This is a genomic window from Kitasatospora sp. NPDC034035 (assembly GCF_055575755.1).
In genome coordinates this window covers 22,495-35,597 of the sequence record NZ_JBVISA010000020.1, presented here as the reverse complement: position 1 = coordinate 35,597, position 13,103 = coordinate 22,495, and the positions used below count along the sequence as shown (strand labels likewise).

Here is a 13,103-nt window from a genome sequence, read left to right as displayed (position 1 = left end):
TGCGAACGGAAGGAGCGTGGAGCGCAGCCATGACAGCACAGCGTCGCCGGGCGGCGCGGATCCTGCTGCTGGACGGGCTGGACCGCATCCTCCTCTTCCTGGGCGCCGACCCGGCCGTCCCGGGGGAGACATGGTGGTTCACGCCCGGGGGAGGCTTGGAAGCAGGGGAGGACGTGCGCGAGGCCGCCGAGCGGGAGCTCGCGGAGGAGACCGGCTTGCGGGGCGTGGACCTGGGGCCCTTGGTGGCGTACGGCACGGTGTCGTTCTCCTTTCAGGGACAGCGCTTCGAGCAGGAACAGTGGTTCCACCTGGCCCGGACCACGGAGACGGGCCTGGACCACTCGGGCATGGGCGCGGACGAGCACGCCCAGTTGCTCGCGGCGCGCTGGTGGACGGTCGAGGAACTGAGGGGGACCGGCGAGACGGTCTATCCGGCCGGCCTGGCGGACTTCCTGGCACGGCTGCTGGCCGAGGGCCCGCCGGTGGACCCGGTGCGGCTCTGACCGTGGGTGCGGTGGTCCACAATGGGTGGACGTGACAAGTTGAGGGGACGCCTGGATGAGTGCCGAAGATCTCGAGAAGTACGAGACCGAGATGGAGCTCAAGCTCTACCGGGAGTACCGGGACGTAGTCGGCCTGTTCAAGTACGTGATCGAGACCGAGCGACGGTTCTACCTCACCAATGACTACGAGCTGCAGGTGCACTCGGTCCAGGGCGAGGTGTTCTTCGAGGTGTCGATGGCGGATGCGTGGGTCTGGGACATGTACCGGCCGGCCCGGTTCGTCCGCAAGGTCCGGGTGCTGACCTTCAAGGACGTGAACATCGAGGAACTCGCGAAGAGCGACCTGGAGCTGCCCTCGGACGAGTCCGGCTTCGGGAACTGACGTTGAACGACTCCGGCCCGCGTTGTCCAGCCGAATTTCGCGGGATCGGGGCTTCTCACCCCTGCGGGTGACAGAAGTTGTCCACAGGTCCGAGTTATCCACAGGGAAACGGAATTTCCGGGCCCCGCCGTGCGCGGTGGTGCAGCCTCCTCGGCGGAGGTGGTCACCATGCAGCACACCGTCGAGCAGGACCAGGCCGTACCGGAGCAGGTCGCACCGAGCACGGCCGTAGCCGACCCGACCGCGCCGGACACGGCCGTACCGGAGCAGGCCGCGCCCGGGAAGAAGCCGCGGGGGATCCCGGACCGCAGCACCAGGAACGCGCTCGGCCGCTACGGGGAGCGGGTCGCCGCCCGCCGCCTCGCGGAGGCCGGGCTCCGCATCCTGGACCGCAACTGGCGCTGCGTCGAGGGCGAGCTGGACATCGTCGCCCTCGACGGCGACACCGTGGCGGTCTGCGAGGTGAAGACCCGCTCCGAGCGGGGCTTCCAGCAGCCCACCGAGGCCATCGACCAGGCCAAGGCCGCCCGGCTGCAACGCCTGGCCGAGCGCTGGATGGCCGAGCGTTGGCCCGGTCACTTCGCCCGGCTGGCCGGGGCCGACGACGACGTGGCGCCGACGGATCCGCACTGGCCGCCCGCCCCGCCGGGTGGGGTGCGGATCGACCTGGTCGCCGTGGTCAACCGGGCGCGGGGTGCGGCCCTGGTCGACCACCTGCGGGGGGTGGTCTGAGATGGCCTTCGCCCGAACCTGTTCCGTCGCGCTGGTCGGCGTCGACGGGGTGATCGTCGAGGTCCAGGCCGATCTGGAGCCCGGGGTGGCCGCGTTCACCCTGGTCGGCCTGCCCGACAAGGCGCTCACCGAGTCCCGCGACCGGGTCCGCGCCGCGGTGGTGAACAGCGGCGAGGCCTGGCCGCAGCGCAAGCTGACGGTCGGCCTCAGCCCCGCCTCGGTGCCCAAGAGCGGCAGCGGCTTCGACCTCGCGGTGGCCTGCGCCGTGCTGGCCGCCGCCGAGCGGCTCGACCCGTCGTCCATCGCCGAGCTGCTGATCATCGGCGAGCTGGGGCTGGACGGCCGGGTGCGGCCGGTCCGCGGCGTGCTCCCGTCGGTGCTGGCCGCCGCCGATGCCGGTTACGAACGGGTCGTGGTCGCCGAGCAGACCGCGCCCGAGGCCTCGCTCGTCCCCGGGGTGACGGTGATCGGCGTCCGCAGCCTGCGCCAGCTGGTCGCGATCCTGACCGGAGCGCCGCCGCCGGAGGAGCCGCCCGATCCGATCGGAGGCCGACCGGACCCGCTGATGGCCGGGCTGATGCTGCCCAGCGCGAGCGTGCGGGGCCTGTCCGAGGACAAGGCGGCCCGCCTCGACATGGCCGACGTGGCCGGCCAGTACGAGGCGCGGCGAGCCCTGGAGATCGCCGCCGCCGGAGGACACCACCTCTACCTGAAGGGTCCGCCGGGCGCGGGCAAGACCATGCTGGCGGAGCGGCTGCCCTCGCTGCTCCCGCCGCTGACCCAGCAGGAAGCGCTGGAAGTCACTGCCGTGCACTCGGTTGCCGGCCTGCTCCCGGTCGGGCGCCCGCTGATCGACACCGCGCCCTACTGCGCCCCGCACCACTCCACCACGATGCCCGCGATCGTCGGCGGCGGCAGCGGCCTGCCGCGACCGGGCGCCGTCTCGCTGGCCCACCGGGGCGTGCTGTTCCTGGACGAGGCGCCGGAGTTCCCGGTCCGGGTGCTCGACGCACTGCGCCAGCCGCTGGAGTCGGGCGAAGTGGTGATCGCCCGCTCGGCCGGGTCGCTCCGGCTCCCGGCCCGCTTCCTCCTCTGCCTGGCCGCCAACCCCTGTCCGTGCGGCCGGCACTCACGGCGGGGCGAGGGCTGCGAGTGCACCCCGGTGATGGTCAGCCGCTACCAGGGGAGGCTCTCCGGGCCACTGCTGGACCGGGTCGACCTCCAGGTCCAGGTCGCCCCGGTGACGAGGATCGAACTCATGGAGCGGGACACCACGGCGGAGAACACCGAGACCGTCGCGGCCCGGGTGCTGGCCGCGCGGGAGCGGGCGGCGGCCCGGCTGGCGGACACCCCGTGGCGGACCAACGGGGAGGTCCCGGGCCACGAGCTGCGCACGCGGTGGCAGCTCGCGCCCGGCGCGCTCAACGATGTCGCACGCCAGCTGGAGCGGGGGCTGCTGACCGCCCGGGGCCTGGACCGGGTGCTCCGGGTCGCCTGGACGGTCGCCGACCTCGCCGGCCGCGACCGGCCTGACCAGCGGGACCTGCGCACCGCCCTGGTCCTGCGCACCGGGGTGGAGCACGGGCTGGCGCTGACCGAACGGGGCACCGGCCGGCTCGGGGGCATCCCGGCCCAGCGCGGCGGCCCGCCGGACGGCGGCCGGCCCGGGACACGTGCCGAGCAGACGGAGAACGCGGAGGGCGAGGCATGAACCGGTTGGTGAGGCACCCCCAAGCCCACAGCGGAGCCGGAGCCGGAGCCGGGCTCGGGCCCCGGCTCCGGATCGGGCCAGCAACCGATCCCACCGACGCCACGACAGCGCCCGATCCCGAGCGCCTCGCCCGCGTCGTGCTCAGCCGGCTCAGCGAACCGGGGGACGCGGTGGTCGGCCGCTGGCTCGGCCGGCTCCCCGCCGTCGACGTGGTCCAGGCGATCCGGGACGGGACGGTGCCCGACCACCCCGGGCTGGATTCCGCCCGCCTGGCCGGGTACCAGGCGAGACTCCCGGGGCTGGACCCGGAGATGGACCTGAAACGGGTACGGCGCGCCGGTGGGCGGTTCATCATTCCGGGGGACACGGAATGGCCCAGCCAACTCGATGACCTGGGCGACGGCCGTCCCATCGGGCTCTGGACGATCGGCACCGGCTCGCTGAGGCTGCTCGCGCTCCGCTCGGTCGCGATGGTCGGCTCCCGGGCCTGCACGGCCTACGGCGCCCACGTCGCCGGGGAACTGTCGGCCCAACTGGCCGAGCGCGGTTGGGTGGTGGTGTCCGGCGCCGCCTACGGGATCGACGCGGCCGCCCACCGCGGCGCACTCGCCGTCGGAGGGATGACCGTCGCGGTGCTTGCCTGCGGAGTCGACGTGGCCTACCCGAAGGGGAACGCCGAACTGATCCGGCGGATCGGCGTCCAGGGTCTGCTGGTCAGTGAACTCCCGCCCGGGGAGCACCCGAACCGCTTCCGCTTCGTCCTACGCAACCGGGTCATCGCGGCGCTCACCCGGGGCACCGTGGTGGTCGAGGCGGCGGTCCGCAGCGGAGCCCTGAGCACGGCGAGGCGGGCGCGGGACCTCAACCGCCACACCATGGGCGTCGCCGGCCCGGTGACCTCGGAGCTCTCGGCCGGGGTGCACGCCCTGATCCGCAGCGGCGCCGCCGCCCTGGTCACCGACGCGGCCGAGATCACCGAGCTGATCGGGGCGATCGGGGACGACCTGGCCCCGCAGCGCAGTGGACCGGTGCTGCCGCGCGACCTGCTGGAGCCCCCGGTGGCCCGGGTCCTGGAAGCCGTACCGGCGACGGCGGAGGGCGCGCCGGTCGAACGACTGGCCCGCCAGTCCGGGCTCCCGCCGGACGAAGTGCTCCAGCGGCTCTACGAGTTGGGCTCGCTCGGCTACGTCGAGCGACACGGCGCGCACTGGCGCATGGTGCGGAGGAGGTGAGCGTCGGAGCAGGGAACGCGCGTGCGCCGAGGGAGGGCGTGTCCGAACCGCCCGGCTGACCTGCTGATCCGGGTCTTCCGCTCGTGTGCCCGGATCCGGTGAGTGAACGCCACCGGATCGGGGGACGACCGAGTGGCGGTAGCGCTTTGCAGCGAGTCGGTCACGCTACGCTCCACATGCCTTCCCTATCAGCACATGACTCGGCAGAACGGCGCAGACCAACGCATGCCCACACACATTCCCGGACACAGAGTGACCGGTGGCGCTCGGTCCTCGGGAGGGCCGAGGACCGAGCGGCGCCCGGCGACCGAGTTCCCGTCCAAGTCGGCGGGGGCGATGGGCGGCCTGTCGCGCCAGGGCGGCCGGCCGACGGTGGTGCCAGGCCAGCCCGCGGACGCGACCCGGGGCACCGAGGCGGTCCGCGCCGGCGACGCGCCGGTGGACACAACCGCCGACACATCCGCCGCGACACCAGCCGCCACGCCCGCGGACACCGGACAGGCCGGCCCGGACGCCGTGACCCAGGGGCGCAGCGCGCTCGAAGAGCTCTGGCGCTCCTACAAGGAGACCGGCGACCAGCGGCTGCGCGAGCAGCTGATCCTGCACTACTCACCGCTCGTCAAATACGTGGCGGGGCGGGTCGGGGTCGGCCTGCCCTCCAACGTCGAGCAGGCGGACTTCGTCTCCTCCGGGGTCTTCGGGCTGATCGACGCGATCGAGAAGTTCGACATCGAGCGCGCCATCAAGTTCGAGACCTACGCGATCAGCCGCATCCGCGGCGCGATCATCGACGAGCTGCGCGCCCTGGACTGGATCCCGCGCTCGGTGCGGCAGAAGGCGAAGGCGGTCGAGCGGACGTACGCGACGCTGGAGGCCCGGCTGCGCCGGACGCCGCACGAGCCCGAGGTCGCGGCCGAGATGGGCATCGCGATCGAGGACCTGCACGCCATCTTCAGCCAGCTGTCGCTCGCCAACGTGGTGGCCCTGGACGAGCTGCTCCACCCGGTGGGGGAGGGCGGCGACCGGCTGAGCCTGATGGACACCCTGGAGGACCACGGCGCGGACAACCCGGTCGAGGTGGCCGAGGACCGCGAGCTGCGCAGACTGCTGGCCCAGGCGGTCAACACCCTTCCCGAGCGGGAGAAGACCGTCGTGACGCTCTACTACTACGAGGGACTCACCCTTGCCGAGATCGGGCAGGTGCTGGGGGTGACGGAGAGTCGGGTGAGCCAGATCCACACCAAGTCCGTCCTCCAGCTGCGCGCCAAGCTCTCGGAGGTCCGCTAGCGCCCCGATCCGGTCGCGCGCCGATCCGGTCGCGCGCCGATCCCGTAGCGCCCCGATCCGGCGGCGCGGGGTTCAGCCGGACAGGCCGGGCCTGCCCGGCGGGCCCCTGCCTCCTCCGCATGCGCGGCGCCTTATCGGCCGCGGGCAGGGCTCCGTACAGTGGGAGCGTGCCGAAGATCCGAGCGGCCACGGTGGCCGAGCATCGCCAGCTGCAGCGAGCAGCACTCCTCGACGCTGCCCGCACCCTGCTCACCGAGGGTGGCAAGGAGGCCCTGACCTTCCCCGCGCTTGCCGCGCGTACCGGGCTGGCGCGTTCCTCGGTCTACGAGTACTTCCGCTCCCGCGCCGCCGTGGTCGAGGCGCTCTGCGAGGTGGACTTCCCGCTCTGGGCGGCCGAGATCGAGGCCGGGATGGGGAGCTGCGACACCGCCGCCGAGCGGATCGAGGCGTACGTCCGGGGTCAGCTGGCGTTGGCCGCCGACCCGCGCCACCGTGCGATCGTGGCGATCTCGGCGCTGGAGCTCGACGAGGCCGCGCGCGAGCGGATCCGGGCGGCGCACGGCAGGCTGGCCGGCCTGGTCGTCCGGGCGCTGGAGGACCTGGGCCACGAGCGGCCCCGGCTCGCCGCGGTGCTGCTGCAGGGGGTCGTGGAGGCGGCCGTCCGTCGAGCCGAGCAGGCGACTACCGGGGAGCACGCCGGTTGCCCGACCGAGAACCCCGAGAACGCGGAGAACCCCGAGGAGATCGCGGTCGCCGCCGTCGCTTTCGCGCTGCACGGCCTCAGCCGGGCGTGACCGCCTGCTCGGCCTCCGACGGCTGCAGCCGCTCGGCCCCCAGCGGTTCTGAGCCCAGTGGCAGCAGCCGTGCCGTACCCGCGCCGAACAGGGCCAGCGGGTCCAGGTAGCGGCCCCCGCGCAGCAGCCCCCAGTGCAGGCAGTCGCGCGCGGCGCAGTGCCGCCCGTCCGGGGCGAGCCGGCCGATCACCTGCCCGGCGGCCACCGCGGTGCCGACCGGGAGGGTGCCGGTGAGCGGCAGGTAGGTGGTTCGGAGCGGGGGAGACCCCGAGCCGAGGTGGGAGACGGTCACCACCGGACGTCCGGCCACCAGCCCGGAGAACGTGACCACCCCGGCGGCCGCCGCCCGGACCTCCGCCCCGGGCTCGGCGGCGAGGTCCACTCCCCGGTGCCCGGCGGCCCAGGGCTTCGCCGGCGGCTCGAACCGCCCCAGCACCCCGCCGGGCCCGCCCACCGGCCAGGCCCGGGCACCGCGCGGGCCCAAGCCACTGCCGGAGCCACTGCCACTGCGGGAGCCGGAGCCATTGCCGGAGCCCGAGCCGCCCGCCGCCCCCGCTGCCGCCCCCGCCGCTGCCCCCGGCATCCCGAGCGCCCCCACCACCCCCAGCGCCACCCCCACGGCGACCAGCCCCCGAATCCCGACGAACCACGCACGAGCAGTCATGCGCGAAGGCTCGCCGCCCGGCCGCCCAAGCACCACCCGGATCCGGATTCCTGTGGACAAACCGCCCCCGCGTCCGACCGCCGCCCCTCCAACGGGTGTACGGACGCCGCCATCCGGTGTACAAGCGGCATACCGGTGGCCAACCGCGGGCAGGCAGCCGACCGACGCACGCACGCTCCCCAGCTCCGCAGACCCCGGCGCCGGTACCGCCGCCGACCCGCCCGTCGGCACCCCCGCCGACCCGCCCGTCCCGGCCGTTCCCAGGTTCTTCCCGGGTCCTCGGCAGGCCCCCGGCCGCTCGCGAAGTCGCCCGTCGCTCGGCGCTTCCCGTACACTTCACACGCGACCCGGTCCGCCGGGTCGACTTCGCACGCCCCGCCACCGGCGGCCGGACGCGGTTCGTCCGCAGCCCCGCCAGGTGCGAGTGCCGCTCGGTCCGCCGAGCCCGACCGGCCCCCGGCCGAGCGGGCGCAAGCGGCTCGGCACGTTCGGGGCGTCAGGCGTGGCTGTCACCTGGCCGCCACGGACAAACCGAGACTGACCCGGCTGTGGGCGATCGCTGCGACGCAGTGCCGCTGTCGGGCCGTAACACCTGAGGAGCACGGCAATGGCCGTCGTCACGATGCGGGAGCTGCTGGAGAGCGGCGTCCACTTCGGTCACCAGACCCGCCGCTGGAACCCGAAGATGAAGCGCTTCATCATCACGGAGCGCAACGGCATCTACATCATCGACCTCCTGCAGTCGCTGAACTACATCGACCGCGCCTTCGAGTTCATCAAGGAGACCGTTGCCCACGGCGGCAGCGTCCTCTTCGTCGGCACGAAGAAGCAGGCCCAGGAGGCCATCGCCGAGCAGGCCACCCGCGTGGGCATGCCCTACGTGAACCAGCGCTGGCTTGGCGGCATGCTGACCAACTTCTCGACCGTCTACAAGCGCCTTCAGCGTCTGAAGGAGCTCGGCGAGCTGGACTTCTCGGACGTGGCCGGTTCCGGCCTCACCAAGAAGGAGCTCCTGGTCCTCCAGCGCGAGCACGACAAGCTGGAGAAGACCCTCGGCGGTATCCGCGACATGCAGCGCGTTCCCAGCGCCGTCTGGATCGTGGACACCAAGAAGGAGCACATCGCGGTCGGCGAGGCCCGGAAGCTCAACATCCCGGTCGTCGCCATCCTCGACACCAACTGTGACCCGGACGAGGTCGACTACAAGATCCCGGGCAACGACGACGCGATCCGCTCCGTCACCCTGCTGACCCGCGTGATCGCCGACGCCGTGGCCGAGGGCCTGAAGTCCCGCGCCGGTGTCGCCAAGGGCGACACCAAGGCCGAGCCGGGCGCCGACCAGCCGCTGGCCGCCTGGGAGAAGGACCTCATCGAGGGCGAGAAGGCCGAGGAGGCCCCCGCCGCCGCCGAGGCCCCCGCCGCCGAGGAGGCCCCCGCTGCCGAGGCGCCGGCCGCCGAGGAGGCCCCCGCCGCCGAGGCTCCCGCCACCGAGGCGCCGGCCGAGCAGGCCTGACGTACCAAGGGTGAGGGGCACCCGCCGGTACGAAGCCGGCAGGTGCCCCTCTCTCCAGCGCCGGGACCCGAACCATCGGTCCCGGCGCCACTCCACGCAGACACGCGAGACGCGAGAAGAGATTCACACCATGGCGAACTTCACCGCCGCGGACGTCAAGAAGCTCCGTGAGCTCACCGGCGCCGGCATGATGGACTGCAAGAAGGCCCTGGACGAGGCCGAGGGCAACGTCGAGAAGGCCGTCGAGCTCCTGCGCATCAAGGGCCAGAAGGGCGTTGCCAAGCGCGAGGGCCGCGACGCCTCCAACGGCGCCGTCGCCGCGCTGATCGCCGAGGACAAGAAGTCCGGCGTTCTGGTCGAGCTGAACTGCGAGACGGACTTCGTCGCCAAGGGTGACAACTTCGTCAAGGTCGCCGACGCCATTGCCGCCCACGTCGCCAAGACGGCCCCGGCCGACCTGGACGCCGCCCTGGCTTCCGAGATCGAGGCCGGCAAGACCGTCCAGCAGTTCGTGGACGAGGCCAACGCCACCCTGGGCGAGAAGATCGTCTTCCGTCGCTTCGCCCAGTTCGACGGTGACGGCTTCGTCGCGGTCTACCTGCACAAGACCAGCCCCGACCTGCCGCCGGCCGTCGGCGTCCTGGTCGAGCTGGACAAGGAGAACGCCGAGGTCGCGAAGGACGTCGCGCAGCACATCGCCGCCTTCGCCCCGAAGTACCTGTCCCGCGAGGACATCCCGGCCGAGGACATCGAGAACGAGCGCCGCGTCGCCGAGGCCACCGCTCGCGAGGAGGGCAAGCCGGAGGCTGCCCTGCCGAAGATCGTCGAGGGTCGCGTCACCGGCTTCGTGAAGGAGTTCTCCGTCCTGGAGCAGGCCTTCGCGAAGGACAACAAGAAGACCGTCGCCAAGGTCCTCGAGGAGAACGGCGTCGCCCTCAAGCGCTTCGCCCGCTTCCGCGTCGGCGCCTGAGCCACGTTCCACCGGGTTCCCGGCCCCCTTAGGCTGGGAACCGCCCCCGCCCGCTGACCAGGGCGGGAGGAACGCCGAACGGGCTCACCCAGCGCCAACCGCCCACGGGCGGGCTCGCGTCGGCACCATGAACGACGAGGAGGCCATTGCCGTGCAGGACACCGAACCGGTTCCCGCGGCAGTGGCCTCCTCGCGTGTACGCGCAGGCGGGGCATCCGCACACCCGCGCCTGTGACCAGTAGGTGCAAAAAGGAGAAGTCCATGCAGGAGACGCAGGAGACCGCGCAGGACCCCAGGGTCGGCTCGCGCCGCCGGGTGCTGCTCAAGCTGTCCGGTGAAGCCTTCGCCGGTGGCGGCGGACTCGGCGTCGACCCGGACGTCGTGCACGCGATCGCCCGAGAGATCGCCACGGTCGTCCGCGCCGGTACCGAGGTCGCGGTGGTCATCGGTGGTGGCAACTTCTTCCGGGGCGCCGAACTGCAGGTTCGCGGCATGGACCGGGCCCGCTCCGACTACATGGGCATGCTCGGCACCGTCATGAACTGCCTGGCGCTGCAGGACTTCCTGGTCAAGGAGGGCATCGAGACCCGGGTCCAGACCGCCATCACCATGGGCCAGGTCGCCGAGCCGTACCTCCCGCTGCGGGCCGTCCGGCACCTGGAGAAGGGCCGCGTGGTGATCTTCGGCGCCGGTATGGGCATGCCGTACTTCTCCACCGACACCACGGCCGTCCAGCGCGCGCTGGAGATCCACGCCGACGTCCTGCTGATGGGCAAGAACGGCGTGGACGGCGTCTACGACTCCGACCCGCGGACGAACCCGGACGCGGTCAAGTTCGACGCGCTGGAGTACTCCGAGGTCATCGCGCGCGACCTCAAGGTCGCCGACCTCACCGCGATCACGCTGTGCAAGGACAACAACCTCCCGATGCTGGTCTTCGAACTGCTGGCGGAGGGCAATATCGCGCGTGCGGTGAAGAGTGAGAAGATCGGCACACTCATCAGCCAGGATTCTGTCCGGGCCTGAGCAGCAACCAGCCGTACGGGAACGGTGCGGGAGCCGCGAACGGCCGCCGCGCCGACACCGGTCGGAACAACAGCAGATGAACCGGACAGGGAGACCACAGTGATCGAAGAGACCCTCCTCGAGGCCGAGGAGAAGATGGAGAAGGCCGTCGGCGTCGCCAAGGACGACCTCGCGGCCATCCGTACCGGCCGTGCGCACCCGGCGATGTTCGCCAAGATCGTCGCGGAGTACTACGGCGCCGTGACGCCGATCAACCAGCTGGCCTCGTTCTCGGTGCCGGAGCCGCGGATGGCGGTCGTCTCGCCGTTCGACAAGACCGCGCTGAAGGCCATCGAGCAGGCGATCCGCGACTCCGACCTGGGCGTCAACCCGTCGAACGACGGCTCCATCATCCGCGTGGTGCTGCCCGAGCTGACCGAAGAGCGCCGCCGGGAGTTCATCAAGATCGCCCGCACCAAGGGCGAGGACGCCAAGGTCTCGATCCGTGCCGTGCGCCGCAAGGCCAAGGACGCCATCGACAAGCTGGTCAAGGACGGCGAGGTCGGCGAGGACGACGGCCGCCGCGCCGAGAAGGAGCTCGACGACACCACGGCCAAGTACGTGGCCCAGGTCGACGAGCTGCTGAAGCACAAGGAAGCCGAGCTGCTCGAGGTCTGATGAACGACGCCCCTGACGCCCCTGGCTACTGGGGCCCGTCCGACCAGCAGTTCCAGCCCTACCGCCCGGCGCCGCAGCCGCAGGCATCCCGTACCCCGGCCCATCCGGCGCCGGGGTACGGCGAACCGGCGGCGCCGGTCCAGGGACACCCCGGCCACCCGGGCGGCCGAGCCGTGCCCCCGGGCGCGCCGGGTGCCGGCCCGCCGGAGCGGGACCTCCGTTCGGATCACCCGCAGCAGCCTCCGGTGTACTGGGGCGGCGACGCGCAGGAGACTCAGGTCATGCCTCCCGTACCGGCCGACCCCGGCCCGCCTCCCGGTGTGCCCGGCGGCGGCCGACCGGTCGGCCGCGGCGCGTCCGCGGCACCGGGCCGGCCCGCGCCCGGTCAGCCCGCACCGGGCCGGCCCGCGCCCGGTCAGCCCGCACCCGGTCAGCCCACCGGCGGACCGGCCGACCCCGCCGCGGGCCAGGCCCGGGAAGCCGGCCGGCTGAGCGGCCCGCTGTTCCGGGACGAGCAGCCGGAGACCGCGCCGCCCGGCGTGACGGAGACGGTCGTGCTGCGCGCGATATCCGGTGACACCGCCCCCGCCCCCGGCCACGGCACCCCGCCGTACCCGGGGGCACCGGTGCATTCCGCGCCGCCGCCCAGCCACCCGGCGGCCGGACAGCCCCACTTCGTGCCGTCGTCCCATCCAGGGCAGGAGACACCCGTGGCCGCCCAGCCCGACCCGCAGCCGCAGCCGCGCAAGCAGCGCGGCGGCCGTAATCTCCAGGCCGCCATAGGCGTGGGCGTCGGCCTCGGCGCGGTGATCGTCGCCTCGCTGTTCGTGGTGAAGGCACTGTTCCTGGTTGTCGTGATGGCCGCGGTCGCGGTCGGCGTCTGGGAGCTGACCAGCCGGCTCTCCGAGCGCAAGCAGATCAAGGCGCCGCTGATCCCGCTGGTCGCGGGCGGCATCGCCATGGTCGCGACCGGCTACTGGTCCGGGATCCAGTGGGCCGCAGCCTCGCTCGCGCTGACCGGGCTGGCGGTGATGGTCTGGCGGATGGCCGAACCGCCGGAGAACTACCTGCGGGACATAACGGCAGGGGTGTTCACCGCCTTCTACGTGCCGTTCCTTGCCACCTTCGTGGCGATGATGCTGGCGGCCGACGACGGCCCCCAGCGGATCGTGCTCTTCCTGATCGTCACGATCTGCAGCGACACCGGCGCCTACGCCGTGGGCTACAAGTTCGGCCGCACCAAGCTGGCCCCGACGATCAGCCCCGGCAAGACCCGCGAGGGCCTGGCCGGCGGCATCGGCCTGTCGATGCTGGCGGGCGCGGTGCTGATGCAGCTGATCATCGACGACGGCAGCTGGTGGCAGGGCCTGATCCTGGGCGGCTGCGCGGCGGTCACCGCGACCCTGGGCGACCTGGGCGAGTCGATGATCAAGCGTGACCTCGGCATCAAGGACATGGGCACGCTGCTGCCCGGCCACGGCGGCATCATGGACCGGCTGGACTCGCTCCTGCCGACCGCCCCGGTGGTCTGGCTGCTGCTGACGGCCTTCGTCGGCAGCTGATCCGCGCGTACCCGCGAGGGCCCCGGACGCCTGGCGTCCGGGGCCCTCGCGCGTCTGCGACACTGGAACA

13 protein-coding genes are annotated in these 13,103 nt (G+C 72.7%); 12 read left to right on the top strand and 1 reads right to left on the bottom strand.

Annotated elements, in window-relative coordinates; genetic code table 11:
* Positions 1-29 precede the first annotated feature (29 nt).
* The 7 genes from ACZ52J_RS26280 to ACZ52J_RS26250 all read left to right on the top strand — a co-directional run bounded on the left by ACZ52J_RS26280 (position 30) and on the right by ACZ52J_RS26250 (position 6,641).
* Positions 30-503, top strand: a complete 474-nt coding sequence (locus ACZ52J_RS26280; RefSeq protein WP_465622249.1) for an NUDIX hydrolase — start codon at positions 30-32, stop codon at positions 501-503.
* 55 nt (positions 504-558) lie between these two features.
* Positions 559-885, top strand: a complete 327-nt coding sequence (locus tag ACZ52J_RS26275; protein WP_030056781.1) for a DUF2469 domain-containing protein — start codon at positions 559-561, stop codon at positions 883-885.
* A gap of 297 nt (positions 886-1,182) precedes the next feature.
* A complete protein-coding gene (locus tag ACZ52J_RS26270; RefSeq protein WP_360504712.1) occupies positions 1,183-1,617 on the top strand; it encodes a YraN family protein in 435 nt (144 codons plus the stop codon).
* 1 nt (position 1,618) lies between these two features.
* Positions 1,619-3,328 carry a YifB family Mg chelatase-like AAA ATPase gene (locus ACZ52J_RS26265; RefSeq protein ID WP_465622248.1) on the top strand — a complete coding sequence of 570 codons (1,710 nt, stop codon included), beginning with the start codon at positions 1,619-1,621 and terminating at the stop codon, positions 3,326-3,328.
* Positions 3,329-3,336: 8 nt separating this feature from the next.
* Complete coding sequence (dprA, locus tag ACZ52J_RS26260) at positions 3,337-4,560, top strand: DNA-processing protein DprA (RefSeq protein ID WP_465622246.1); 1,224 nt, start codon at positions 3,337-3,339, stop codon at positions 4,558-4,560.
* 252 nt (positions 4,561-4,812) lie between these two features.
* Entirely contained in the window at positions 4,813-5,847 is a 1,035-nt protein-coding gene (whiG, locus tag ACZ52J_RS26255) for an RNA polymerase sigma factor WhiG (RefSeq protein WP_465622244.1), read from the top strand.
* 191 nt (positions 5,848-6,038) lie between these two features.
* A complete protein-coding gene (locus tag ACZ52J_RS26250) occupies positions 6,039-6,641 on the top strand; it encodes a TetR/AcrR family transcriptional regulator (RefSeq protein WP_465622390.1) in 603 nt (200 codons plus the stop codon).
* Here the strand turns inward: ACZ52J_RS26250 and ACZ52J_RS26245 are convergent.
* Positions 6,628-7,305, bottom strand: coding sequence for a M23 family metallopeptidase (locus ACZ52J_RS26245; RefSeq protein WP_465622243.1), 678 nt, complete (start codon positions 7,303-7,305; stop codon positions 6,628-6,630). The two genes, ACZ52J_RS26250 and ACZ52J_RS26245, sit on opposite strands and share 14 nt — an antisense overlap.
* Before the next feature lie 607 nt (positions 7,306-7,912).
* Between ACZ52J_RS26245 and rpsB the strand changes: the two genes are divergently transcribed.
* From rpsB to ACZ52J_RS26220, 5 genes are all read left to right on the top strand, one after another.
* Entirely contained in the window at positions 7,913-8,818 is a 906-nt protein-coding gene (rpsB, locus tag ACZ52J_RS26240; RefSeq protein WP_465622242.1) for a 30S ribosomal protein S2, read from the top strand.
* Between the two features lie 130 nt (positions 8,819-8,948).
* Positions 8,949-9,788 (top strand): translation elongation factor Ts, encoded by an 840-nt coding sequence (gene tsf, locus ACZ52J_RS26235; protein WP_387693683.1) that lies wholly within the window; start codon positions 8,949-8,951, stop codon positions 9,786-9,788.
* 261 nt (positions 9,789-10,049) lie between these two features.
* Positions 10,050-10,814 carry a UMP kinase gene (pyrH, locus tag ACZ52J_RS26230; protein ID WP_360504673.1) on the top strand — a complete coding sequence of 255 codons (765 nt, stop codon included), beginning with the start codon at positions 10,050-10,052 and terminating at the stop codon, positions 10,812-10,814.
* A gap of 99 nt (positions 10,815-10,913) precedes the next feature.
* On the top strand, positions 10,914-11,471 hold the full coding sequence (gene frr, locus ACZ52J_RS26225) for a ribosome recycling factor (protein ID WP_359900627.1): 558 nt from the start codon (positions 10,914-10,916) through the stop codon (positions 11,469-11,471).
* 281 nt (positions 11,472-11,752) lie between these two features.
* The gene (locus ACZ52J_RS26220) at positions 11,753-13,033 is read left to right on the top strand and encodes a phosphatidate cytidylyltransferase (RefSeq protein WP_465622240.1); all 1,281 of its coding nucleotides are present in this window, start codon (positions 11,753-11,755) and stop codon (positions 13,031-13,033) included.
* The last annotated feature ends 70 nt before the right edge of the window (positions 13,034-13,103 follow it).

Bases quoted from the DNA above. Each gene is read 5' to 3' on its own strand.
- ACZ52J_RS26275 (WP_030056781.1), top strand. From the start codon at position 559: ATGAGTGCCGAAGATCTCGAGAAGTACGAGACCGAGATGGAGCTCAAG.
- ACZ52J_RS26265 (WP_465622248.1), top strand. From the start codon at position 1,619: ATGGCCTTCGCCCGAACCTGTTCCGTCGCGCTGGTCGGCGTCGACGGG.
- tsf (WP_387693683.1), top strand. From the start codon at position 8,949: ATGGCGAACTTCACCGCCGCGGACGTCAAGAAGCTCCGTGAGCTCACC.
- ACZ52J_RS26280 (WP_465622249.1), top strand. From the start codon at position 30: ATGACAGCACAGCGTCGCCGGGCGGCGCGGATCCTGCTGCTGGACGGG.
- rpsB (WP_465622242.1), top strand. From the start codon at position 7,913: ATGGCCGTCGTCACGATGCGGGAGCTGCTGGAGAGCGGCGTCCACTTC.
- ACZ52J_RS26245 (WP_465622243.1), bottom strand. From the start codon at position 7,305: ATGACTGCTCGTGCGTGGTTCGTCGGGATTCGGGGGCTGGTCGCCGTG.
- pyrH (WP_360504673.1), top strand. From the start codon at position 10,050: ATGCAGGAGACGCAGGAGACCGCGCAGGACCCCAGGGTCGGCTCGCGC.
- ACZ52J_RS26220 (WP_465622240.1), top strand. From the start codon at position 11,753: ATGCCTCCCGTACCGGCCGACCCCGGCCCGCCTCCCGGTGTGCCCGGC.